Genomic DNA, 26,370 nt, shown 5'->3' with positions numbered 1-26,370 from the left:
ATCATATTTTTAATAAGAAATGGCTGATAGTAGGTTTAACATTTAAACCTTTTGGAAATAGGTCATTAGTAAGCACATTTAAGAGGGATGATAGAAATGTTTAGTCCTATTGTAATTTCACGTAATAAAAAATACGGGAATAATTACTGGACTTCAAATGGTCCTAAAGTGGGGCGCAAAGTGGGGCTGTATAGTGATTTAGAGTTTGATCATTTTGTTCGAGTTGATACGAATCCTAATGTAATAACCTATTGCGAACAGCCACTAGAAATCAGTTATGTTTGTAACGAGAAGATTCATACGAGCATATTTGATATGTGGATTAAATATCAGGACGGTGAAGAAGTATTTGTAGAAATCAAATACTCAATTGAATTAAAACCTCATCATCATAGATACTCACGCACGATGAGACAGATTGGTGCACAACAGAAATGGTGCGAAGAAAACGGTTATAAACATATCGTAATGACAGAAGCATCAATACGAGAGAGCAGGATCGAGAGGGAGAATCGAATTAAAATGTTGTCCATTGTATCCAATATGCAGAAGCCCGATAATACTGAGAAGATTTTATGCGCTATAAAGATGGGACGATGCACTATTCAAGAGCTGCTTCGAAAACTAGATAGTGAGTTTACAATTAATAAAATGATTAATATTTGCGCATGGCTCATGTATACGGGTGTTGTGTGCACCAACATAACAGAAACGTTATGGGGACACAGTACGGAGGTTTGGATTGATGACGAGGAGTAAGTTCATCTATAAAGAAAGTCTTCTGCCTGAACAAGTAAATCTAGCATTGTGGCCTACTGTAGACCCTATGCAGTTAGATCCCTTAGATCGAGAGATATTTCTAACCAGAAAGCAAGCAGTGGATATGTACGTCACAAAAAGAGTCAGTATGAAGGATATACATGCTCTTACTAATATTCAAAGAAAGAATCTTCATCGATTAATTACTAGATGCCTATCATTTGACGTAAATGGAGACGTATTGGGCTACAGAGCCTTAATTCCTAATAAAAGAGTTAAGCAATACGAGTTAAATCCTACAAGCAAGAAGAGAAACCATGGAAAAAAAACTGGCGAGTTTAAATTGCTTTTGGAAAAATACCCCGATATTGAAGAGTTAATCATTGACCTCTATTTTAATCGAAATAGAAGAGGTATGGAGCCCGTAATGAGACCAAAATACATACATAAGAAGTTTGTGGATGCCTGTAGAGATAAAAACATACCGTTACATGCTTATCCATTTAATACAGAACATATGGCTTACCGAACCATCTACAGATACCTAAAGAATTTGCATAACACTCATATCCACAGGGCAGCAAAGCGTTATGGAGAAGATGCAAGTCAAAAAATACGCCATTCTGGAATTGGGGAAGCAAATCATCAAAGTACCATGACGCCATACCAAGTCGTCCAATTTGATGGTCATCGTATTGATGCTATATTTGCTGTTCGTCTAACTACTCCAGATGGAGATGAAGTTGTACGTGTGCTCGAGCGTTTCTGGATTTTATGTATAATCGACGAAGCAACGCACAATGTGATTGGCTACTCGATATCTTTGAATAAAGAATATAGCGCTAGTGATGTCATGACCTGTATTAGAAATGCTATCGTGCCACACAACAGAAAAACATTATCAATAGACAATTTATCATACCAAGGAACAGGTGGATTTCCTTCTGAATTATCACCAGAAATGGAGTGGGCTGTCTGGGATATTATATTGTTTGATAACGCCAGATCTCACCTTGCAAACCTAGTGCAAGATCGATTGCACTATCTACTTGGTTGCACAACTTCATTAGGACCGGTTTCGCTTCCAATGCGTCGGGGAACTATCGAACGATATTTCAAATCATTTGCTGAACAAATTCATCGTCTCCCGAACACAACTGGTAGCCATCCCAAAGATCCACGCAGACAGAATCCAGATGAAAAGGCCATCAAGTTTTCGATAACCTACAGTCATTTAGAGGAGCTTGTTGAAGTAATAATTGCGAACTATAACGGGACGCCTCATCAGAGTATTTATCACCAATCACCACTCGAATTGTTAGAAAAACGAATATCAAGCGGAATGTCTCCTCGCATTCTTGATGAAAGTAAAAGATCGGAGATGTTGTTTATGCAAACAACAATAAAACGAACAGTTAGAGGAAGTATAGGGACCGGAAAAAGACCTTACATTCAATATGAAGGGGTCGAATACAGGAATGATAAGCTAGCTAGTTCAGCTCATTTAATTGGTACTGAACTTAGCTTGCATGTAAATATCGATGACTTACGAACGATTCGATCTTTCTTACCAGATGGTAGTGAATTTGGGGTATTAGTTGCTGTGGGTAAGTGGTCTTTGAGCCCGCATAATTTACAAATGAGAAAAGAGATCAATAAACTTGTAATTAATAAGCTAATTCACTATACAAGTTGGGACGATCCTGTGTTTGTGTATACAGATTATTTGACACAACAAGCTAAAGCGGGACCAAGACGTGATGCTAATAAGATTACTAAAGTCAAAAAATACACAAGGGAGAAGGAAAAAGCTAACCCTCAACAGCAACAAGTAATTGACACGACTAATCCTTTAGAAAATGCTCGTCAACTCAACAGCCAAATAGATGCAACCAATTCCAAAAATCTTGAGGAAATCCTTACACAATACAAGACCATTACATATTAAGTTAGGAGTAAATAGGAATGAATAGGCCTAGTATCCCAAATGGTGTCCATCCTGTTGAACAAGGTCATTATGTATTACCAACAAGGGAAGTTTTAAAATTAATGGAGACGTTAATGAAAACAGTATCAAATCGAAGTCCTGGCATAATCGTATACGGACGACCGCGAATAGGAAAAAGTAGCTCTATTCAATTTGCTATGCGATATATTCCTGAGAAACTAGGGGCACCTATACCCATCTTCTCAACATCTTGTAACTTGTACCGTATGCCAAGTGAAGAAAAGTTCTTTCTCGATATGTTAAATGATTTTAAGTTTCCCTTTCCTTCCAAAAGAAAACCTTCCAACATGAGAAGTCAGATTGTAAACTTGCTAATTGAACAAGGAGAGAAATCAAAATTACGTAGAGTCGTCCTCATAATTGACGAGGCACATCGTTTAACTGAGTTACATTACAATTGGCTGATTGATATTTATAACGAGCTCGATCGTGCGAAGATTAGTCTAACTGTCATTTCAGTTGGTCAAGAAGAATTGTTGTCGCGCAGGACTTTCTTTTTAGAACAAAAGAAATCTCAAATCATTGGTCGATTTATGACAAAGGAGCATCAATTCTATGGTATTCGTACAATTGAAGATATTAAGTTTTGCTTAAAATGCTATGATCAGGTTTCCGAATATCCTGAAGGAAGCGGGTGGAGTTTTACACGATATTATTTCCCAAAAGCTTTCGAAGAAGGACATAGATTAGAAAAATGTGCAGCTGATTTATACAGTCTTTTTAAAGACATTCGGCGAGAATATGGTTTATCAAAAAGTTTAGAAATTCCTATGGAGTACTTTGCATTTACGGTTGAGAATGCAATGAAACAAGGTTGTGCAGATGATATATACTGGCCGACACAAGACCTTTGGAAGAATGCTGTTAAAGACTCTGGGTATATTGAATCTGAAATATATATGGCTCTAGCTTAGTTTAAATAAAGGATGATTGATGTCGATGAACGTTGTTTGGAGAAAAGAGTGGATTCATCCATTTGAATCCCCATGGTCCATTTTAGAAAAATTCGCTTTTGCCAATGTCCTAAGTCATAAAGAACTCGTAAGTGTAATCGGTAGAAGAGTAGGGCCAAATATGACTCCTTCATTTACTAGGTCTATGCGTAATTTAATTACATTACAGGGTGTAGATAGTGATGCTCTTTCTAGATTTTTGAACTACAACCTCCATGCTCATAATAACGAATATTTTGATTCACTTATTAGAAGTGTAAGGACGAACTGCAATTACGAACAATATTGGCTAAAAAATAACCTGCATTGGTGTGTAGAATGCATGGAGGTTGGTCACCATAGCCTCTGTCATCAGTTTTTGCTTATTGACTACTGTCCGTATCACAACAAGCAGTTAATTAATTTATGTCACAACTGTAAGCAGCCGATTCCGTACTTGTTAGGTGAGGGTTTATCAGATGCATTTACTTGTAAATGTGGTCATCCATTGTTAGATCTTAGTACGAAATGGAGCCGATGGAGCCAAAGATTTAAGATTCAAAACAAATCACTTACTAAGTGGATAATCAACAATACAAAAAATGCTGATCAGACACGTGGATTGCATTGGAGGATTATTAACGATCTTAGTAAAAGAAGAGTAAATTTCGACTTTGAACAACTGTTACTACCAAGTGAAGTAGAAAAGCAGATTCGATATGAATATTATATGGGAGAAGAATCGATTCAATCTTTCGACTTTAATAACACCTGGATATACAAGCAAATCTATGACATCACTAGAGACGTATTTAAATCAATTGATAAATATTTACGTCGTACCTATATACATAAACATAAGTCATGCATTAAAAGATTAAATTGTTTATTGAAAGAACCTGGTGAGCCTTTTCCAGAGATTTGTCCCTACGCATATGCTTATGTCTTTTGGAAGCAATCGCTATTAAAATATCCACCATTTTACGAAAAATTTTGTGGTGCTCGTAAAATGAATGCTGTATATGATTTCACGATATCTACACCATTGTATGAAGATGTTATTAGAGATCTATACGATCAGACTATCATACACAGTGATTACTTTAGAAACTATAGTTTTAATGCGTTTAGATGGATGCTTGCCAAATCTATTGGGATGATGTATCTAGATTGGTTTTATAGTTGGTATGATTCTGCCAAACACGGAGCAAAGGGAGTCTATTTACCAAACATCCCCGAAAATCTCATTGTTGCATTTGGATTTTCTACAAAAAACAAAAAAATTCATTTCCGAAAGATAAGGATCTCTGAACATAAACTAGAAAAGGATTTAATATGTCCTTTCAATACTAAGAGTAAAAGAAAGGTCAGTCCTTCCGCATGTGAACATACCCCGTTAGCGTTAACAATGTTGAATCGCTCAAATAATACCGAACAATTTAAATACGTTAATGATTATATTAGACGATTAAGTATGACTCAATAGAAGGAATTTCGAGCCAATGGATGAATCCTTTAGACCACTTATAAAGAAATAAAAAAACTGAGTAGCGGAAGCTCAGTTTTTTTATTTCAAAGACTTTTGAGTTCTTTTAGTTATATGAAAGGTATAAGAATTGAAACTAGTCTACTACGAAATCAATAAAAATCGGAACTCTCAACATTCCATTTGAAGTCCAGTTCCTTATCTTCACTTTAGCTTGGATTCTAGGTTCAATATATACGTATTCGTTATCTTCCTTGAAGAGGTTGGATTTACAATAGTCCTCATAGAATTTTCTCTGAGCATTAGTCATACCGTATTGAACAATACCTGTTTGTTTGTATTGACCATTATCTAAACGTATAGAAGTTAACCATCCTAAATCATTCTTATGATATCCAACTAAATAAACGGTGGTAAACGTCCAGTTAATGATTTTCAACCATGAACTCGATCGTTTTCCTGTATAGCTGCTATCTTTTAACTTCGCAACTATTCCCTCTATACTTTGTTCTTTAATATAGTCAAATAGAACAACTCCTTTATTTTCAAACATAGGAATAGTAGTAATTTGATCAAAGCCTTCCATACATACTTGTGAAAGTATATCTTTCCGCTGGATCAAGGGTAAGCACCGGAGGTCTTGATTCTTATACCACAATATATCAAAAGCAATGAAGGTAGCGGGTAGATTAGCAGATAATATATTAATCCTCATACTGCTTTCTGTTTTAAGACGTTTCATGACCGATTCATAATCAATTTTACCTGCATTATTGCAAGCTATTTCTCCATCCAGTACTACATCATGTTGCCAATTCAGTCTATGTAGTTCAGGATATTGACGGGTAACATTATTCCCGTAGCGTGTATATATGCTAGTTCTCTGATCAAAATGCGTTAATATTGCTCGATGACCATCTATTTTAGGCTCAAATATGTATTTATCATCATCAAATGGGTGATCATGCATTTCAAGTAGCATTGGTGAAAAACGAATAGTAATGTTACTCACTCCTTATATTAACTATATTAAAATTCTTAACGTTTAAAATCAGCAATATACATAAGTCATAGATAAAAGTGGTGTAATTTAAAGTGGTTATGTAGGGAAGAACTGTATAATTCATAATCATAACGGGAATAATAATGATATAAACAGGGAAGGGTAGATAGGTTATGCACACATTGTGGAAAGGTGCACTAAGTTTCGGTCTTGTTCATCTCCCCGTAAAGATGCACGCAGCAACTGAGGATAAAGACATTTCAATGAAACAAATTCATAGAGCTTGTGGTGTACCAATTTCATTGCTTAAAACGTGCAATCAGTGTAATAAAGAACTTGCATCTACAGACCTTATAAAGGGATATGAATTTCAAAAAAACCAATATGTTTTTTTTGAAAAAGAAGAATTAGATGAGCTTATGCCAGAAGTAAATAAAGAAATAAGAATTGTGGATTTTGTGAGTATCGAAGAAATTGACCCCATATACTTTCAAAAAACATATTATCTATCTCCTGATGGCCGAGCTGATAGAGGTTATACGCTTCTAATGGAGGCATTAAAAACTACTGGGAAAATTGGGATATGTCAAGTATCAATTCGTACGAAAACAAGTCTAGGAGCAGTCAGAGTTCTAAATAACTGTCTTGTTTTAGAAACACTGTATTACTTTGATGAAGTTAGATCAATTGAAGAAGTTCCTAATGTACAGACAAATCCCATTGTTGATCCTAGCGAGTTAAAAATGGCGCAATCTATTGTTCAGCATCTTTCGGTTTCTTTCGAGCCTACCAAGTACCAGGATGACTATAGAAACCGGCTACAACAAGTGATTACGAAAAAGATTCAAGGAGAAGAAATACTAAAAAATGAGGTTACTCATCCAAAAAGTAATGTTCTTGATTTAATGTCTGCACTTCAGGCTAGTCTAGATGCTTTAGATAATAAAAGCAGCTCTAAGTCAATAAAACCAAAGGGGAAACGAAAGAAGGAACAAAACAGCATGATATCGTAAACTAAAAGTAGGAAATTGATAAAAAGCGACCCTGCTTTTGCAATAAATAGAGTAGAAGTGAACCTAATATATTAATCCTCTTAAACCTACTTATTTCGTTGGATAAATTCCGAAGGTAGGTTATTTGTTATGCAGTCACCATGTGCATTTAAGAAATACAATCATAAGTGTTCATTGAGAAATGAGCACTTTTGATTGTATTTGGGTGGAGATTTGATTTAAGTATAATGTGCTTAACTGACCAGCATAAAAACGAAAGAAGCCAGACAATGAAGTTTAAGGTTAGCTATAATACTTAATATGATTCTTAAAAGGAGATTGCACACAGGAATGTCGTCAACTTCTTGTCATTAATGTCATCAACTTCTTGTCATCCGACAGAAGAGAATGAGGATTGTAGTATAAGAGTTTTTACTTGATATAGACATATGTACAAAATACGGGTTTTGTGAAACAGTATTAAGGATTCAAAAGAGTTCCTCTTAAATTGGCTCTGTTTTAAGCGATTTTTTTCAATTTATGCGCATATCTCCATTATTATTTTATATGTTGTTTACCATACCATCTTTATCTTTAATTATAATGCTAGCTGCTTTAAATTTTTTCTTCGTTTGGTTTTGTTTTGCTTCAACTTGGTTTTGTCTGTGTAACGCTTCATACGTGAATTTACAGCTTAACTCTGATTATTTTATTCGTGCTACACATTAGCTGGTTCTAAATAACTTTATTGTTCCTCAGTTGGATTTTGATCTAAACTCGCATCATATAAAGCCATTTGCCAGATCAATTATCATTCAGCTCGCTTCAACGGTTTCAAAAAACCACCCCCATTTGAAAACGCTTTCTTTTAAGCGCCTTATTATTGGACCACTCTAGTATCTAGAATAGCCCTTTAATAAGCCTCAACATACGTCAATAATATCTAACATTTCCCCATTTCAAGATTCATTATAAATATTCCACGCTACAGAACTGGATTTTTTAGAAAGTTTTTTTGCATATATCCGCACAAAAAATACTGCCCTATATAGTCAATAATGACATCATAGGGCAGCATCGTATAAAGCCAGTTAATTAATCGTGCTAACTTCTACAGGGTCGGAATTGAGCCTCGTACCAACAGCTTTGATGATGAATTCATAATTCATCGTCGAATTAATATTGTTTACAGTAAAGCTGTATTGTGTTTTACCTGCCACGACCGGAATATATTCACTCCAGTGTGTGGACACCTTGTCATTTTTCTCGTATAGTCTAAAACCTCTTACAGGTTCTGTACTTGCTGCAGGAGGGCTCCATGAAATAACTGCTTTGTTGCCATTTCGTACAACACTAGCATTCGTCACGGTCTCAGGCTTAACGTCCGTTCTCCTGATCCCATATTGATCATAAGCCTTTACTCCATTGTTACCCGATCCTTCGTCAGCTATTGCTGCTGTATAAGCTGTAAATGTAAGCACTTGATCAGATACATAAACGTCGGTAAACATTTTTTTGTGAGGCTGTAGATTTTTAGCTGCAAAATAATCGTTATAGCCAGGATATTTCGTATAAAATTTATTTCCGAATGCATTAGACATTAGATAGATGGTACCCTTAGGATTGATTGCATTACCTTCACTGTCAAACGTAATTTGTGAGGCTGGAACAACTTGATCATTGTACATTTGGAACGATCTCATATACATATGATCGTGAGCTTCAAACACCATATCAATTCCCATCTCATCAAAGGCAGGGATAAGATGCTTTTTGTAAAATTGAACACGTTCATCTTCATATTTTCCTGAGTTATCTCCTGCTCCATAAGGAGCTTTGTGGAACGCAACGAATTTCCACTTCTTATTACTCTTTGCAACAACATTTTTCATCCATTTCACTTGGTCCAAATATTGTTGATCTACCCACCGAACGGTTCCGTCACTGGCAAGTCCTCCATCGTATTGAGAATTAAATATGAGGTACAGTGCATCACCATATTCAAACGAATAAACAGAACCTTCATCAGTACCGGCTACAACTTGTTTGGGCAAGTTAAAATGATTATAGAAGTTATTGTTAGGTGTTGTCGCATCTCCAGGATAATCTTGAACCTCATGACCACCAAGCACTGGAACGAATGGGACAGTTGTAAGTTCATTTTGTGCTAGACCGAGCATCCATTGCCATTGCTCCTCCAAATCCCCATTGTCTACCAAATCACCTACATTAATAAGAAATTTAGGGTCGCCTATTTGTATTTTCGCTTTCTTAAAAGTATCCGCCCAAGGTTCAAAACCTGACCGACTTGACGCTTGAGAATCAGATCCGGCAATAAAATGATATGGCTGATTCCCTACCGCATCTGTTGTAAAGGAACCGATCTGACTCCAGCTGTTCGCAGATCCGTTACCTACTCGGAATTTGTAAGCTGTTCCTGGAATTAAGTTGTTCGCAATAGCTTTATGCGTGTAGTAATACGTTCTCTTTTGAGTAGCTCTGTCTCCTTTGATCACGTAAGTTCCAATTTTTTCAGAGCTACCTTGATAGGTAGTCACTCCAATCTCCGGAAACAGACCATTCTGTACTGCAGAAGCCTGAACGACTTGAACGACCGTATCCGTCATTACATCGGTATACCAGGCGAAGGCTAAGCTTGTTTTTGGGTCTCCGTTAAATGTCATATTAATTAATTTAGGGATAACTGGTGGAGAAGTCGAATTTTGAACGGTAAAACTCCAAGATACATCCCGAATAAGAGGTAAATCATCTTGCCCTTTAATAAGTTCCTTTGGTACCGATACCGTATAAGTCTGTCCACTTACAAAATTGGGGTGATTTATTTTTAACGTGTGGTTATTTATAATTTCAGACGATACATTGCTTAAAGTAATGTTGTTACTGTCCTTGATGGTCGCAGAGTACCCTTGAACAATACTAATCGGCTTATTGAATTTCACAGTAACTGGACTACCCACTGCTACATTTACTGCACCGTTCACGGGTTGAAGAACCTCATCTATCGTTGGAGTACCCGGATTTGTGCCTGAGATTCGGCTTCCTTTTACAATAACATCTTTAAATAAACTTGAGCCATAAGGTCCAACAGTAGCATTACTTGGATTCGTTGCTTTAGTAGAAGTAACGAGCCAGCGAATATACAATAAATCTTGATTGCTTGCGTTAAGAGGAGTATCCTGTAGTTTACAGTTCGTGCAGTTAAAATTGCTCGTTATTAACGTAAGCACACCATTTGGTACATCAGTCCATGATTGGTTATCTACACTAATTTGAACCTTAAAATCCCGAGGGCCTGTTCCTGTTGAAGTTTGTTGAGAGGATAATGTAATGTTCTCATAATTTTTCGTTGATAACGTAGCTAGCCAATATTTCGTGTTAGCTCCATTATTCCAGCCTTGATATTTGATACTATTGTCAGTTGACACAAGCGCCTCGAAGTATGGACCACCAACTGCACGTATGGTAGCGCTTTGCTGATTCACACCAGCTGAAGCCGGAATAATTCCTTGTGTTCCCGCGCTGGTAAAATTCCATTGGGCAAGAACCTCACTACTTGGTGTGACCGCAGTCTCGACTGGCTGTTCATTTGCATTGACTGCTCCTATTACATGGAATGGAAACAAAATTAGAACGAGTAGAACGAAAAGGACAGTATGTAATCTCATTTTCAACTTCTTTTTAACCTTCATGCTAGTTACCTCTTTTCCATTTTCTTGACGTTTCATTTGTAATATATTGCAGTATCGAACCTCCATTCGACAGAACAAGATGATACCATCTTGATGTATTCTTCTGCTCATTCATTGGAAATATATGCTTATTTTCCATTGGATATTTCATGTATTTTCCGAAGCATTTCAAGGATATTCTTTCGCAAGAAAAAATCCGAGTGCAGGACATTATATAATGTCCTGTACTCGGATTTTTGTTCATTTATAAATTATGCACATACTCCAGTCCGTAAATGCCTGCTATGGAATGGCCCATCAGTATGTACTGGTCGATATTAAACTGCTGCAAAGCTTCATGAATTTCACTTGCGATATTGTTGTGGTTCGCTCTTTTTCGGTTCCATCACTTAATCAATAACCAAAGGCTCAATCACGGCAAATTTGTAGAATGGGTTTACCATATCTAGATAGCGAGTTGACCTTCTCATAAAGGCAAATCGGCTCACCCACTTACACAATTGCTGGTATAAACCTCACAAGTATTCTATGTAACGACTCATAGCAAATAAATATACAGGAAGCTAAACGCATCATAGTAAGCGACCTGGCCTACGTCTGGTCAATACAGATGGCACTACGTACAGACACTGGAAACGTCCCTATCAAAAAAAGCAGGCGCTTATTGCACATTGTGCAATAAGCGCCTGCTTTTTTTATCACATAAGAAATAAATCTTAAGTAAGTGTATTTTTTTGATTACAGATTTGACCTTAGTCTATATAGCCATTTATTATATTTCAACCCAAGGATATATTGTTTTCGATGATCCTTCTACACATGGTATGGTTGAATCATTCTGATTTCAAAAAATTCTCTCCTCCGTACGAATAAGGTTTATTTTTTGTTCTTTTATTTACTACTTTGGACTTTGAATAAACAAATTTTGTAAACGTATTATGCTCCATTTTTGTAAGGTCAACAACTTTCACGAAAAGAAATGAAACAGCTCTGAAAATCAAATAACCAATCATTACTCCTATTAAGTTAAATATAATATCATTAACATCAATTATTCGATAAGGATACTTAATACTCAAAGAGATACATAGTTGAATGGTTTCGATGATAGTTCCAAGTATAATTCCACTTCTAACTAACTTAAAGAAGTTTTGTTTGTTCATTACATAATTTACAATGTAACCAAATGGAATGGTCATGATGATGTTTAGAATTTGTTCCTTGGTAATAAAAGTGAAATTTTTATCAGTCCATAAAGGGAGCAGATTAATACGCTCAATAAATGGGGAATTCGGACGTATCATGGATAAATATGCTTCACTTACAGGTATAGGGAAGAGAGTATATTTGCCTACAAAGATCAGGTAATAAAAAAGAACCCCGTAAAAAAGAATACAAACATTACTTTTTCCCCTTGATTTAAGAATGTACACTATTAATAGTAATACTGGAACAACGAGTAAAAGATATAATTCATGAAAACGTAACATAGAAAATCTCCTCTTAAACGGTAAGAGACTGCCTAATTAGACAGTCTCTTACACACTTGTTAGTATGTGCTTGTCAATGTACCGGATCCGGATAGATTCCAATTATCGTCAATAGTTTTTTCTAAATAGAGATAGTATTCACCACGGTTATCCGAACCTCCGCCATCTGCTACAAACCACCCAAAGTTCTTGCTAAAAGTTCTGCTAGTACCTACCATATTATATGGTTGTACATCGATTGTTCCAACCAAATCATCCGCACTGAATGCCCCATCTTGATCAAATACGCCAATTTTCACAGTGGATGTAATTGGTGTATAACCCGAATCTACTGAAACAGTATTAAGTGTCCCACCGAGTTGTATTGTACCATCGCGCAAAGTATGGATCTGACCATTTTTTTCCCCATCTACAACCCTATAATCCATACTCCAACTATAGTTTGCAATATCAGTTGCAGCGAACACAGGGATGGACATTACAGCAAGTACAGTTAGTCCGAAAAATGTGCTGACGAGCTTTTTCATTATTCTAACCTCCATTTTGGAAAATATCGTATCACAAAATAATAGTATCCCTATATTCAAATAATTACCATAGTCCAATGCTACTAAAACTTGTAAATTCGGTTAGGTACCCTAAATCCGGAATCTTGTTTATAAACAATCAAATTTCAAAGCACGGATTCAGATGCTAGCCGGTATCTTCAAACTAGCAACGGGAGGCGATCTATTGCTGTTCCACTAGATAATCATACATTTTCGAATCAAAAAAACAGAGGGTCAAAAGGGAAATGGCACCTAATCCGTGCAAATGAAAACCTCATTGGGAAATATAACAGTTGAATAAATGATAATATCGCAAAAAAAGCTACTCATAGCGTATTGGTTCTTATTTACCTAATTGATTATGTATACAAATACAAGTTCTTGCCCTCAACTCAGGACAAGAACTTGTTAGTCTAAAATAAATATTTACTTTTTTAATGTAATAACAAACTTGGAACCAGCCTCACCTGCAAATAAGATACGGCCATTCTCCGGTAGTAAGACCTCATTCTTACCGCTCACTTCCGTGTAATTTATACAAATGCCTGCTTGATCATATACAGCAAAGGAAGCATTAGCTGGCATCTTAACGGACATAACCTTCCCTTCAGCAGCTGCAGGCACTGAGAACCATTTAGCATGGCCATTCGCTTGGATCGTTGTCGAAGATTGTGCACCCGAATAGAGCGGCTTTACAAGCTCTTCACTGCCATATAAATGGCCTGCTAGCGTAAAATACTCTACTCCATTCTTCTTAAAGAAGTTGATTTCCATAGAATCTCGACCAGCCATCGTAGGGAGTTGCAATTTGTTAGCTGCTTTGTTGGCATCCAAGATCTTATTATTTAACACATAGCCCGGTGCATCTTTACTCATCTGAAATTGTTGAACCGCCCCACCGTTGAAATAAAACATCGATGAGTATTTCTCACTTAATAAGTAGTATTTTTTATTCTCACGATGTTTCCATGCGGCCAATACATCTTCGGATAATTCATTCGCTTCTAGCTTCTCTGCGATATACTCTGAGGACGCTAACTGACCAAGCCCCGGTATAGATAAATAAGAGCGAGACCACAAGTAAGTACGTTTATTTTTCTTAACAACGAACTTATACTTTTCCGTACCCTTCTCGTTTACAAAAGAACCATCTGCCGTGTACGTATACTTTCGGACAGGAGTGTTCTGAGCGGTAATCGTAGATACAGTCAATTCGCCGCCCCCAGGATTAATTTCCACCTTCAGTAACGAGCCTGAAGCACCGCCATAAATGCCCGTATGCTGGGATAATTCCTGTGGCATATCGACCTTTATGGGCACGCCATGCGACTTCTCCGGCTTCTGTTCCTTGATAACACCTTTCTCTTGTAGTGCGCTAAGCAGTAGTTCCTTTGCCAACAGCTGATCGATTGCGCTGACGCCACCTGAAGAAAGCACAGCTGCTGCCATATTGTATTCCGGAAGCACGACTAATGATGAATGATAGGCTGCCGTATCTCCACCTTTCACAAGCGCCTTGATACCATATTGGTTGAATGGGAACAAGTTCACACTATCCCAGCCTAACCCGTATGATAGAGAAGAATCGGCGTCTGGTGACCACATTCCCTTCTTATACTCCGGTTGTTCCATAGCGGTTATCGATTGACTAGAAAGAATATCATCGATATCTCCCGTGAAAATACGAGAGAATTTAGCGATATCTTCAGCTGTAGAGTAAATACCGCCAGACGCAATAACATTATAATTTTCGGTTGGAAGTTGTCCCTTATAATTAGGGTGATATACCCCTGCCAATGCTGCTGGGTCCAGATGATCCTGCGGTGTTTTCGTATGGTTCATCTCTAGCGGCTCTGTAAAATACTTGTGTATAAAGGCTGTAAAGCTCATGCCGCTAACTCTCTCAACCAATATTTCAGCTAATGAAAAACCAACGTTATTGTATACCGAGAATGCACCTGGCTCAGCCTTTAAGTCCTGCGCTTCCAATTCTTCTAGCAATGTATCGTGTGCATACGTATCGTTATCATCATACAAGGTTGCATTTGGGCCTATATATCCATGAAGACCTGAAGAATGATTCAGCAGCATGCGCGGTGTAATCTGCGTATATCGATAGTCTTTCATTTTAAAGTCTGGTACATAGTTAACAACGGGCGTATCTAAATTCACCTTGCCTTGATCAACAAGCTTCATAACGGCTGCAGCCAGCACCATTTTGCTCGTTGAACCTATGCCGTACATCGTATTTGAAGTGAGTGGTATCTCTCCCTTTATATCGTTTTTGCCTGTATGCCCTGAAACAACGATCTCGCCATGATCGATGAGTGCATATTGCACACTTGTATTGCCGTACTTTTCTGTTAGCAGCTTCGCTTTCTGCGCAGCTATTTTCTTAGTTGAATCAAAAAGAAGAGGATTGCTGTTTGTAATCGCTTTTTCGGGCATCGCGGCCATTGCAGGCATTGGAGCGACCATCGTTAGTACGAGGGTTAACGCGACGATCGAAGCTCGTATTCTACTTGCTCTTGTCACCAACTTCATTTTCACGACTTCTCTTCGTTTCATTCGTATCTTCTCCTATCCTGATTTGTATGTAGGTCTGACTCTACGTGTCGCTAAGGACAGCTTATACGATGAAGATGTACTCTCTATGACCGCCATATGAACGGAGTATGAACTGGCAAAAAAAATGCTACGGCGTCATATGCAAGGAAGCTTGCACATCATGCTGTAGCATCGAGAATACGTGTATCGCGTTTAGACAATTTGAATGACATTTTATGAATCAATCTACGGGTGTAGTTATTGGCAAAGTTACAATGGTGGTCGTTCCTTGGCCAGGATCGCTTTCCACTTGGATGTCGCCTTGATGGAGCAATACAATCTGTTTAACGATGGCGAGTCCTAAGCCGCTGCCGTCATACTTGCGACTATGGGAACGGTCCGCTTTAAAAAACCGCTCAAAGATGCGCTTTTGGTCCTCTAAGGGAATACCAATCCCCGTGTCGGATATTTGGATGATCACATGCTTACTATCTTGTTTGATGCTAATGCTGATAACACCGCCATCCTCGGAAAACTTAATACTATTACCGATAATATTAGTCCATACTTGGTTTAAAAGATCATGATCAGCTGCTAAGCGAACGGCTTTCAAATGAAGCTCGAAACGGATACTCCGAGCTGACCATTGGGGCTGAATGGCGATGATGGCTCGCCTAATCTGTTCATCAAGGCTACATGTGGCCAGCTGTAGTGGCTGTGACTGCGATTCAAGCAAACTCAGCTTGAGCAGACTATCGCTCATCTTGGACATCCGAGCTGCTTCCGCGATAATAATATCGAGATAACGGCTTCGCTCATGATCTGCGACGTCTACTTGCTTGAGCGCTAGCGCATAGCCGGATATCGAAGTAAGCGGTGACTGAACTTCGTGCGACACGTTCGTTACAAATTCCCTGCGCATCTGTTCAAGCTGCTGCAAATTGTACATCATTTCTTCGAAGCTGCGAGCCAGTGTTCCTAGTTCTCCCTTTTGCTTAATATTCAATTTGACGTTGAAATCTCCACCTGCGATACGCTTGGTCGCTTGCGTCAGTTTCTTTATCGGTCTGACCACGAACATGGCGGCCACCAGAATCAACAGACTTCCTGCGCTCAACGAATATATCATAAATTGATACGTCCACATGCTAAGAAATGAAGAGGAAGAAGGCGTGCGACGCTCCAGAAACATGGCTTTCTTACCCACTTCCGTTTTTAACGGCAGTCCTAAAAGGATCGGATTAATTCCATTTGTCTGAAATTGAACTACTTCTCCAGCTAATACTTTCTTCACTTGTTCATCGGTTACATGAAGAGGCTCGTGTCCATTAATCGCGCCATATATCTGGAGCTGGCCTGATTCATCATACATTCGTACATAATAGGAGTTAAGCTGCTTCATCTCACTTACGAATGAGTCCGCATCATGTAACGGAAATGTCTCAAAGATTCGGACGATATCTTGTCCAAAGTCATGCAAAGTTACTTGTAAATTGTTGTTCAACTCATCTTCAAAAGCCCAAGTTGCCACTAAAAAAGCAATGACGGTTCCCCCTATTACCGAGACTAGAAATGTCAGAACAACACGTGTGTATAGGGAGCGAATCATTCATTCACCTCAAATCGATAGCCAAGCCCACGGACCGTCTCGATACGAAAATCAGGCGTAGCTGCAAACCTTTCACGCAGGCGCTTAATATGTACATCGATCGTTCGATCATCTCCAGCGTAATCGATACCCCAAATTTGCTCAATCAACTGCTCGCGCGTATAGACTTGTCCGGGCGTACCGGCTAGCTTATAAAGCAGTTCGAACTCTTTAAGCGGCAGCGTGAGAGAATCTTCCCCCAGCAGTACTTTATAGCTCTGCCGATCAAGTGTGACACTGCCAAATCGGATCATCTGAGTAGAGCCAACTTTATATCGCTTAAGCAGTGCCTTAACACGTGCCAGCATCTCCAGCGGGTCGAATGGTTTCGTCAAATAATCATCCGTTCCAAGTTCAAACCCCTTCACTTTCTCCCATGTTTCGCCCCTTGCAGTAAGCATAAGTAACGGCAAATCTAGATTGGCTTTTCGCAGCTCCTTGCATAACGCCCAGCCATCCATGATTGGCATCATAATATCAAGTATGACAAGATCAATTTGCCTTGAGGCATAAATAGCTAATGCTTCCTTTCCATCTACGGCTTCGGCTATTTCGAACCCGTCATTGCGTAAAAACAAACAGACCAGTTCACGAATGTTCGCATCATCGTCAGCAACTAGTATCGTAGTCATTCGTCCCACTCTCCCTGTTTTCCGTCCTATATTAAATGGCCCGTATACTAAATATTTTACTCTGATAGCCTAATTAGAAATATGTATATATATCAAACTAAAACAAAAACTTATACCGGAATTTATCTGGATGTTTAGACATCTTATATTTCATTCGTTGTATAAACTTCTCTCTTTCTATTATATCTTCCGAAACGTCCACATCTCTGAAATCTGATCTCCTAACTTAATTAAAATAAGACAAACCACTTTATTATTAATTTCTCATATATTCATCTTTTAGATATAGCTTACCACACCTAGTAACATCAAAAAACGCCACCACACAAAGTGATGACGTTCCCATCCAATGAACTTCACATTACTTCTTTTCCATTACTGCGAAATAGCTGTTCTCGTCGTCAGCAAAGTTGAATACACGGCCTCCAGGCAGGCTCACAACATCACCAACTGTAACACCTTTTTCTTTAAAGCTATTGTACAATCCATCGAAATCATCGGTAAATAACATGATGGAAGGAGTACCTAAATTCATGCCAGGCTGCATTTCAGCAACCATTTTCTTATTGTGAAGAACGAAGCTCGTTTGCGCTCCATTTGCCGGTGCAACTTCAATCCAACGCATTGGGCCTTGGCTCTCTTCTGAAACGACGATAAATCCTGCCTTCTCCGTCCAAAACTTTACCGCTTGATCTTGATCATCCACATACAGCATAATTTGTCCAATTTGATTGATCATTTTGCACACTCCCTAGAAATCGAATAACAGCTATTATGCCCATAAGTCACAAGCCGTAAGCCATAGATCCTATCAAGCATAATCATGCTATTTTAGTATAATCAAAATTCAAGATTGCAGACAAGCACGAATGAATGACTGATATTGGATGCTACTTCATTCACCTCAAATAATCAATAACTCCATTTACGATCGACCCTATAATACTGCGTCACAAATGACGTGTAATACGAATCAAATGACATCTCGTCACTGTGTCATTTGACAAACATCGTTGTATATTCACCCTGTAACCACGAAGCGGCTGATTGGCCTACAGCCATATCAACAATCAGAAAGGGTGTATCATTTTGTATAAAAACTATGTATTCAAAAACAGTATCGTGATGTTAATCGTCATCATGATATCCGGGGTGCTGGCGCAAACGACCTACTCCTTACTTAGTCCCCCTAGTCCAAAGGGACAACACAACCTTATTGTTCAAGACGTTACGATTGTGGATGTAAAGACAGGTAAACTTACACCGAAACAATCCATTGTCATTACAGGCAACGAAATCACACGTATTGATAATACAGCAAATATCGATGTTCCTGACGATGCTCATGTTATTAAAGCATCCGGTAAATATGTGATTCCTGGATTGTGGGATATGCACGTTCATATGGAACAATTCATGGATAGTGCGGTTCCTCTTTTATTAGCAAACGGTGTAACAGGCGCCAGAGAAATGGGTTCTAGTCTGACTCATGTGAAATTGACGCAAAATATGCACAATAAAGGTACATTAATGCCACGCATTGCGTATTCAGGAAAGGTCATCAATAAATTTCCGAATGATCAAGTGCCTCCACATCATTTTAATTTAAAAACAGAAGGAGAAGCTCGTAAAGCTGTACAATTATTGAAGCAGCACAAAGTGGACCACGTTAAAATGTACTCTTATATGCCTGAGAACTTGTATGCTGCTGTTATGGACGAGGCAAAAAAACTGAATCTGCCTGTAAGCGGCCATTTGCCTTTAACGATACGAGCGGACCAAGCTTCTAACGATGGCATGAGAAGTTTTGAGCATTTACATGGCATGCACATTGCTACAGCATCGCAAAAGTCAGGCATCTTTAACCGTTATCTTAAGGAAGTAGTAGCGGGAGCACTCAATAAAGATCATTTGCTCTACTATGATTATGAAATTAAAGCAGCGGAGCAATATAATGCTGGTGAGTCACAAAAGCTTTATGAAATTTTCAAACAAAACGACACTTTCCAAGTTCCAACGCTAGTTACGATGGTAAGCACAGTTAAGCCTAGTCCTGATCAACGAATAAAGTATGTTGCACCCTCTATACAGAAGCAGTGGCTTGCAGCAATAAAGCGATCCCAAAGTAATAACAGAGAAGTGATGACTGTAAACAAAATGATGAAGATCAATTCGGATTTGATCCGTAAAATGAATCAGGCTGGCGTTCCTATTATGGCTGGTTCAGATACCACGTACATGATGCCGAACTTATACTATGGCTTTAGCCTACACGAAGAATTACAGCTGCTTGTGGAAGCAGGACTAAGTCCTTTGCAAGCTCTTCAATCTGCAACAATCAATCCAGCTCGATTTTTAGAAAATGAGGATAAACAAGGTACGGTTGAGGAAGGAAAACTAGCAGATCTCGTTTTGTTAGATGCCAATCCATTGGATGATATTCGAAACACAACTCGCATTCATGCTGTTGTGATGAATGGACATTTGATCGACCAAACAGAGATCAAGAAGATGGTGAAAACGTATCCTATCATCAAGGAGTTCGCGCGGAAGAATACGGCTTTACCTCGATAAAATCAGTCCATAATTCATCTATAAAATGATAAAGTTTTGTTATTAAAACCCGATTTCTAATCAAAAACTTTATCATAAGCTTTAATGTTCATTTATCTGGGTAATATTTCGTTCTATATTAAACAAAAACTCCTGACGGTTATGAACCATCAGGAGTTCTATATCTAGGAAGATAGAGGCTATCTCCTCTACTCTCGTGCCAGTGTACTACACACTTGGCATTGGTGTTGGTGTCGGAGGCGCATAGCCTTCTTTGTATTTCTTATCAATCTCGGCACGAATATCAGATAGAGAGGCACCATCTTCGTGCATTTTGGCCGTAATCATTGCCGTTTCTATACACACGCCACAACGAGTGCCGTGATCATCCCATACAACGGATTCCTCGTTCACTTCCTTAATGAAGCAGTTTAAGTTGCTGTTGTGCCCAGCGCTATCACCACAACCACAATAGCATGGTATGTATTCCAATTGTTCTGTTACCTTAGCAGCCGTCATATATGCCGTACGAACAAGCTCAGGCTGCTCGTCCAAAAAGGCTGGCAGCTTTGCTAAGGAAGCCGTTGTTTCCTGCAGGTCACCATTTGGTGCATGCTCCTGATGACCTTCTTTATGACTAGCATTCGAGCTGCCAGAGCTGCTAGTATTGCTTGAACTACTGCTGCAGCCTGCTAATAGGAGACTAAGACCAAGGGCGAATACGCCAGCGAATTTTGCTATTTTATTCATGCAGACACTCCCTTATCAAATATTATATATTATACCATGAAAAATTAACCAAATTGAAACTTTCTACTTCCATTCTCTCATCGGATCAATAGCTTCCAACTCAGTTACTAGATTTAATCATTGAATTATATCACGAGCGTACATAACGAAACTCCTGCATAATTGATCATGCTGCAGGAGTTCGAATACGTCAAATTATTACTCTGGCTTATTGCCAACACTCGGGTCGGGGATGTAATTGCTCTTATACCCATTGTACATAACATCCGTAACCATTCCATCAGCAGCATGATGCAGATCATGACAATGGAACATCCAATCTCCTGGATTGTCAGCCTCAAATGCAATTACATATTCCTCTCCTGGCTTCACATTAAGCGTATCTTTAATAACAGGTGATCCTTCAAGCGGATTGCCATTCCTACTTAATACTTGGAAGAAGTGGCCGTGCAAATGCATCGGATGGTCATCCTTCATGGATTTGTTCACAAACGTAACTTTGACCTTTTCCCCTTTGTCGACTTTGATTCGATCCGTATCAGGGAATACTTTACCATTAATCGTGTAAACCATTTTCCCGTCTTTCATCTCGGTATTGAGATTCATGAGGACATCTTGATCAAACTTCTGATTCAAAGAAAACTTAGTTTGCGCTTGCTTGCCATAGTTCGTGAGATCAAATGCAGGCAGCTGTTCTTTGGCATTGGAAGCATCCGTCTGAGCTGTAACGCCTTCATACGCAATGACCGTGCGCATATTTTTCACTCTTTCATCCTTGCCATGCTCTTCAAGCAGCCAATTCCCAGGATTGTTTGCCGTAAATTCAATGTCGTACCGCTCACCTGGAGCGATGGAAATCCCTTGGTCCGTAATGACAGCTGGACTGTTAACGGGTTGTCCATCTGACGCAATGATTTTGAATTCATGACCATGAAGATGCATCGTGTGTGTGATATATCCGGCATTAATAAGGCGAATTCGCACTTTATCGCCTTCTTTGACAACTAGCTTATTAATAGCATCTCCTGACTTACCATTGATTGTAAATAGATCGTACATGCTCATATCGTGGCCGCCCATGTCGCCCATGTTCATTTTGCTGTGATCCATACCTTCCATCTCGTTGGAGTCCGATTGACTATGACCCATTTGGCTATGATCCATGCCCTCCATATTTCCCATATCATGATTGGAAGATTCGCCTTCTGCCTCTTTTCCCATATCCATGCTTCCGGAGCTCATCCATTCATCTAGTACTAAAGTGTAGTCACGATCATAACTTTCATTCGGATCCTCAACAATAAACGTACCATATAGCCCTTTATCGAGTTGATTTACGCTGTCTTGATGAGAATGATACCAGTAGGTCCCAGGCACGGTGGCTTTAAACTCATACGTAAATGTTTTTCCGGCAACAACCGCATCCTGCGTGACTCCTGGAATTCCATCCATAGCATTCGGGACAGGATAGCCATGCCAATGAATAGAAACGGGTTCTTCTAATTCATTTTTCAAGTTGATTTTAACGGTGTCACCAACTTTGACTCGAATTTCTGGCCCAGGTACAGAGTTGTTAAACGTCCATACCGGCAATGTTTTATCATTAGATACTTTCAAGTTGCTTGCTTGCGCCGTAATCGTGTATTCTTTACCATTTACCACCGGCGTCTGTTTCGTGAGCATTGCTGTATTAGGCTCTTGTTTTGGCTTAGTAGTATTAGTTAGCGCCTCTTTTTGCTCATTTTTATTCATGTTAGAATGATCCATTCCTTCATGTTTGTTGTTATCAAAACAACCTGTCAGCACGATGCCAATTGCGCCGATAGCAAGAAGTAGTTTTAGCTTGTTTTTCATCTTCGTACCTCCATGTTTGTTGGTATGGTTTCTAATGTAAACTACAATTGTGTGGAAACGATGGAGAACAGAAAAAAAAGGCTAGCCTAATCGACTGCCTCTATATACGTTGCAACTTCTTTTCACCCTTCATCTACAGCCGTACAAATAATTGCACCCAATAATGCGCATAGCTGCTGCTAGCATTCCCTGGTACATAACCTACACCTAAAAAGGTGAAATTCGGATTTAAAATATTTTTGCGATGCCCTTCACTCGCCATCCAAGCAGCCATTACATCCAGCGGTGTTGGATAACCAGCTGCAATATTTTCACCATACTCGCGCCAATTTACTCCGAAACTAGTTAACATTTCACCTGGTGTCCCATAGGTTGGCGAGTCATGTGAAAAATAGTTATTATCACGCATATCTGCCGCCTTGATCGTTGCAATATGTCCCAAGTAATCCGTATATACCATATCCGAAACCCTATATTCTAACATCATTAAAGGATTAAGTACTCTACTTGTTCGCTCTTGATTGACTAGACGAAATACTTCATCCGCATACATCTGCTTTACACGGACTCTATTCTTAATAATTAACCCCTTTGCATATAGAGCTTTTCGTTTCCATAACGGATAAGGTCTTGCTCTCCTACATGAAGAAATCGCATGACGTCTCTTCACTGCTGCAGCCTCCCACAATCGTAATTAGCATACCCTTATATTTCTATGAAGTATGGATAGTATGGTGTCGGCTTTAATCATTCACCCGCTCCCTACCTTAAAGTATGGGCTTCTTCCTAGTTATTAGCTTGTTATGATTTTCATCCAAACACTAGGATTGATAGATTCATTATCTAACTTATAACGTGTAAGGAGGAGATTAGATGATAAAAAAACAGATTAAGAGACCATCATCAAAACCTTTGCTTCCGGCTCAAAAAAACAAGAAGGTCCCGAAAATTAAAGTGATCTATATGTCTCCTACTATAAGGAGTACGGAGAGCTTGGGAGGCGGGTTCCAGCGTCATATCTTTAATGATGTTATCGTTCCTGCCACTGATTATGCTGAAATTAGATTGTCGATTCGAAATACGAGTAGGAAGCCTGTAAGTGCAGGCTGGGCGATAGGGGAATTCCACCAGGCCTATGCTGTTGAAAGTTATCCATTATCAAATACGGTATGGGTCATAACGATTTATAATGCAACAAGTATGGATAGACCGGTAACTCCATATTTAATAACAAAATCATAAGTGTACGCTACTGAATAATAGGAATGGCTTGCCTGAGTTCCCCGCGCATTGCGGGGTTTTCATTTTTGTACGTAATTTTCTGTCTATTTTAAAATATCAAGTGATAAAGTTTTTAAATATTCTACGGGGTTATACAAGAAAACATTATCATATACATAAATGTTAATTTGAAATGATAAACATTTAAACCTTGAGTATCTTTTAATAGCTATCTCTCTATCATTTTAGTTTCGTTCAGCTAGCCTGATGACTTCAGAAATATACGAAAAAGATACAGCAACCTTGATTTCAGAAACGTGTATAAAAGGATATCGTTCTATTTTATCTGAAAGGTGAGATCCCCTTGGAAATGAGTATGCGAGCGGTTGGAAAAGTTACGGTTAGTTTATTAGTAGCAATACTTGTAATCGTGACATCTTTTAGTTATCAAGCAACAGCCAAGTCGAAAGAACCGTCCTCCACTTCGATTACCAACCCTGATAAAACGATTCAATTAACGAAATTGAATGACAACGTTTGGGCACATACATCCTACAATGTCTGGAATGGCACAACTTATGACCACAACGGGTTAATTGTCTCTACTTCCAAAGGAGCCGTCCTCATTGATACAGCATGGGGAAATGATCAGAAGACAGAAGAGCTGCTGCAGATGATCGAAAAACATGTGAAGCAAAAAGTTGTTCTGGCGATCGTTACTCATGCGCATGATGATAGCATCTCAGGCATTCGGGCTTTACTGAATCAAGGCATAGATGTAAGGAGTACTCGTTTAACAGCAGAACTAGCTGTGAAATACGGATATCCTTCACCGAATCCGACACTTGATGAAGCTCCAGTATTGAAAATAGGCGGTACCGTCATTGAGACTTTTTATCCTGGAGAAGGTCATTCGCAAGATAACATTACCGTTTGGCTGCCCAAATACAAACTATTGTTTGGCGGATGCTTCGTCAAATCACTAGAGGCAAAAGATCTAGGCAATCTTTTGGATGCAAATGTAGAACAATGGGATGACTCTATTAACAAAGTACTTAAAAAATATCCCTTTATAAAAACGGTTGTAGCGGGTCATGGAAATTGGGGCGACAAAAGCCTGCTCTTCCACACACTAGATCTAATCAGACAACATACTCAGAAATAAACGCGAAGCTAAGCAGCCTTCCTAATATAAAAAATGACTTGAGTCCCTAATCCTTCTCAAATCATTTTTTAATGTATGAAGACTAGCCGGCACATAATACTTCCCTATCTACTGTTCTTACTCTTACGATGGATATTAGGAAATAGATGTGAGCATTACGCCCGCTTCATATTCCTTTTCAATAATTAACTTGATCTGCTTAGCCACATATTCAGTAGATTTTAGTTGTCCGCTAGTATATGCTTCGTTAAACGGTCCAGCCATGGCAAATGTGAGTGGATCTTGCTCGCGCGCGCTTTTTTGCAGCTCTGTATCGACCATACCAGGATCGATAGCTACTATTTCTACAGGTGAAGTGCGATTTGCTTGTTCTTGTCCGACACATTGCGTGAACATATTGAGTCCAGCTTTGGCTGAACAATAGACACTCATGTCAGGTACTGGGTATACCGCAGATCCAGAAGATATATTGATGATCTTCTTTCTTACTTGAAACTCTTCTGTATGTTTGATAAATACAGTTATCAGCGAATACCGTATTTATTTAATAAGACGATTATTAATGATGTTAAATAAATCAATACCACGTTGTGTAGCAATGACAATCGGCTTGCCTCGATACAAAATAAGCTCGATTCCTTCATTCCCAGCGACGACAAAACCTTTCTTCTGCTTATTCGCCCGTATTCCCCATCCACCGAATTGTTCTATCGCTTTAATCCCTACCAGTTGAACTTCTTTAATGTCTTCAAAGTGAATTCTCTTTCGATAAAGAGGAAGTAGACTTAACTTGATTTCATCTGATGTTACTATAATGCTTGCCTTCATAAAGATATAAGTTAATGGCACTAATAATCCGAATATCAACGTAGTTGCAACCAGTTCATTATTGGACATGGAACTACTTCCTACGGACTTGCCTAGCCCAAGTTGTACAAAAGCAATTCCAAAAAAGATAAGGGCTGGTGCAATAACAAAAATCAATGTCCACTTTGGAAAACGCTGCACTTCCTTATACAAAACTTGACTCCCTTGACTGTCTTGTCCCATTACACGCCTCCCCCCTTCTCTA

21 protein-coding genes and 1 pseudogene are annotated in these 26,370 nt (G+C 38.8%); 8 read left to right on the top strand and 14 right to left on the bottom strand.

Annotated features, from left to right (window positions below):
* Nucleotides 1–96: 96 nt before the first annotated feature.
* Genes FPZ44_RS09470 through FPZ44_RS09455 form a run of 4 tightly spaced genes read left to right on the top strand, consistent with a single transcriptional unit; the run spans nt 97 to nt 5,185 of the window.
* A complete protein-coding gene (locus FPZ44_RS09470; RefSeq protein WP_186785978.1) occupies nt 97–759 on the top strand; it encodes a TnsA endonuclease N-terminal domain-containing protein in 663 nt (220 codons plus the stop codon).
* The gene (locus tag FPZ44_RS09465; RefSeq protein WP_144989576.1) at nt 746–2,707 is read left to right on the top strand and encodes a hypothetical protein; all 1,962 of its coding nucleotides are present in this window, start codon (nt 746–748) and stop codon (nt 2,705–2,707) included. The genes FPZ44_RS09470 and FPZ44_RS09465 overlap by 14 nt, the downstream gene beginning before the upstream one ends.
* A 17-nt stretch (nt 2,708–2,724) precedes the next feature.
* Nucleotides 2,725–3,681, top strand: a complete 957-nt coding sequence (locus FPZ44_RS09460) for an ATP-binding protein (protein WP_144989574.1) — start codon at nt 2,725–2,727, stop codon at nt 3,679–3,681.
* A gap of 25 nt (nt 3,682–3,706) precedes the next feature.
* A complete protein-coding gene (locus FPZ44_RS09455; protein WP_144989572.1) occupies nt 3,707–5,185 on the top strand; it encodes a hypothetical protein in 1,479 nt (492 codons plus the stop codon).
* Between the two features lie 136 nt (nt 5,186–5,321).
* Here the strand turns inward: FPZ44_RS09455 and FPZ44_RS09450 are convergent, their stop codons facing one another.
* Nucleotides 5,322–6,197, bottom strand: a complete 876-nt coding sequence (locus FPZ44_RS09450) for an ATP-dependent DNA ligase (RefSeq protein WP_144989570.1) — start codon at nt 6,195–6,197, stop codon at nt 5,322–5,324.
* A 164-nt stretch (nt 6,198–6,361) separates the two neighbouring features.
* Between FPZ44_RS09450 and ku the strand changes: the two genes are divergently transcribed.
* The gene (gene ku / locus FPZ44_RS09445) at nt 6,362–7,201 is read left to right on the top strand and encodes a non-homologous end joining protein Ku (protein WP_144989568.1); all 840 of its coding nucleotides are present in this window, start codon (nt 6,362–6,364) and stop codon (nt 7,199–7,201) included.
* Nucleotides 7,202–8,271: 1,070 nt separating this feature from the next.
* On the opposite strand, the gene FPZ44_RS09440 is transcribed toward ku, so the two are convergent.
* The 8 genes and pseudogenes from FPZ44_RS09440 to FPZ44_RS09405 form a co-directional block, all read right to left on the bottom strand.
* Complete coding sequence (locus FPZ44_RS09440) at nt 8,272–10,890, bottom strand: metallophosphoesterase (RefSeq protein WP_261378270.1); 2,619 nt, start codon at nt 10,888–10,890, stop codon at nt 8,272–8,274.
* A gap of 253 nt (nt 10,891–11,143) precedes the next feature.
* Nucleotides 11,144–11,327, bottom strand: a pseudogene (locus tag FPZ44_RS26820) (alpha/beta fold hydrolase); the annotation flags it as partial.
* Between the two features lie 396 nt (nt 11,328–11,723).
* Nucleotides 11,724–12,380, bottom strand: coding sequence for a VanZ family protein (locus FPZ44_RS09430; RefSeq protein ID WP_144989566.1), 657 nt, complete (start codon nt 12,378–12,380; stop codon nt 11,724–11,726).
* A gap of 59 nt (nt 12,381–12,439) precedes the next feature.
* Nucleotides 12,440–12,907, bottom strand: coding sequence for a hypothetical protein (locus FPZ44_RS09425; protein ID WP_144989564.1), 468 nt, complete (start codon nt 12,905–12,907; stop codon nt 12,440–12,442).
* A 447-nt stretch (nt 12,908–13,354) separates the two neighbouring features.
* Nucleotides 13,355–15,496 (bottom strand): serine hydrolase domain-containing protein, encoded by a 2,142-nt coding sequence (locus FPZ44_RS09420; protein ID WP_144989562.1) that lies wholly within the window; start codon nt 15,494–15,496, stop codon nt 13,355–13,357.
* 220 nt (nt 15,497–15,716) lie between these two features.
* Complete coding sequence (locus FPZ44_RS09415; protein ID WP_144989560.1) at nt 15,717–17,084, bottom strand: sensor histidine kinase; 1,368 nt, start codon at nt 17,082–17,084, stop codon at nt 15,717–15,719.
* Nucleotides 17,081–17,755: a response regulator transcription factor gene (locus FPZ44_RS09410; protein ID WP_144989558.1), complete on the bottom strand. Its 675-nt coding sequence runs from the start codon at nt 17,753–17,755 to the stop codon at nt 17,081–17,083. The genes FPZ44_RS09415 and FPZ44_RS09410 overlap by 4 nt, the downstream gene beginning before the upstream one ends.
* Before the next feature lie 361 nt (nt 17,756–18,116).
* A complete protein-coding gene (locus tag FPZ44_RS09405; protein ID WP_144989556.1) occupies nt 18,117–18,494 on the bottom strand; it encodes a VOC family protein in 378 nt (125 codons plus the stop codon).
* Between the two features lie 350 nt (nt 18,495–18,844).
* On the opposite strand from FPZ44_RS09405, the gene FPZ44_RS09400 reads away from it, so the two are divergent.
* A complete protein-coding gene (locus tag FPZ44_RS09400) occupies nt 18,845–20,329 on the top strand; it encodes an amidohydrolase family protein (protein WP_144989554.1) in 1,485 nt (494 codons plus the stop codon).
* 207 nt (nt 20,330–20,536) lie between these two features.
* On the opposite strand, the gene FPZ44_RS09395 is transcribed toward FPZ44_RS09400, so the two are convergent.
* The 3 genes from FPZ44_RS09395 to FPZ44_RS09385 form a co-directional block, all read right to left on the bottom strand.
* Complete coding sequence (locus FPZ44_RS09395) at nt 20,537–21,058, bottom strand: PCYCGC motif-containing (lipo)protein (protein WP_144989552.1); 522 nt, start codon at nt 21,056–21,058, stop codon at nt 20,537–20,539.
* 198 nt (nt 21,059–21,256) lie between these two features.
* Nucleotides 21,257–22,912 (bottom strand): multicopper oxidase family protein, encoded by a 1,656-nt coding sequence (locus FPZ44_RS09390; protein ID WP_144989549.1) that lies wholly within the window; start codon nt 22,910–22,912, stop codon nt 21,257–21,259.
* Nucleotides 22,913–23,045: 133 nt separating this feature from the next.
* The gene (locus tag FPZ44_RS09385; RefSeq protein WP_261378269.1) at nt 23,046–23,582 is read right to left on the bottom strand and encodes a CAP domain-containing protein; all 537 of its coding nucleotides are present in this window, start codon (nt 23,580–23,582) and stop codon (nt 23,046–23,048) included.
* A gap of 203 nt (nt 23,583–23,785) precedes the next feature.
* On the opposite strand from FPZ44_RS09385, the gene FPZ44_RS09380 reads away from it, so the two are divergent.
* The gene (locus FPZ44_RS09380) at nt 23,786–24,154 is read left to right on the top strand and encodes a hypothetical protein (RefSeq protein WP_144989547.1); all 369 of its coding nucleotides are present in this window, start codon (nt 23,786–23,788) and stop codon (nt 24,152–24,154) included.
* 349 nt (nt 24,155–24,503) lie between these two features.
* Complete coding sequence (gene bla / locus FPZ44_RS09375) at nt 24,504–25,298, top strand: subclass B1 metallo-beta-lactamase (RefSeq protein ID WP_418789174.1); 795 nt, start codon at nt 24,504–24,506, stop codon at nt 25,296–25,298.
* 135 nt (nt 25,299–25,433) lie between these two features.
* Here the strand turns inward: bla and FPZ44_RS09370 are convergent, their stop codons facing one another.
* On the bottom strand, nt 25,434–25,811 hold the full coding sequence (locus FPZ44_RS09370; protein WP_261378376.1) for an SDR family NAD(P)-dependent oxidoreductase: 378 nt from the start codon (nt 25,809–25,811) through the stop codon (nt 25,434–25,436).
* Nucleotides 25,812–25,838: 27 nt separating this feature from the next.
* Nucleotides 25,839–26,348 carry a DUF6141 family protein gene (locus FPZ44_RS09365; RefSeq protein WP_144989541.1) on the bottom strand — a complete coding sequence of 170 codons (510 nt, stop codon included), beginning with the start codon at nt 26,346–26,348 and terminating at the stop codon, nt 25,839–25,841.
* Nucleotides 26,349–26,370: the final 22 nt, after the last annotated feature.

Origin of the sequence: Paenibacillus agilis (assembly GCF_007786455.1) — a bacterium.
Taxonomy (GTDB): domain Bacteria; phylum Bacillota; class Bacilli; order Paenibacillales; family Paenibacillaceae; genus Paenibacillus_B; species Paenibacillus_B agilis.
This window is presented reverse-complemented; position numbering and strand designations above follow the sequence as displayed.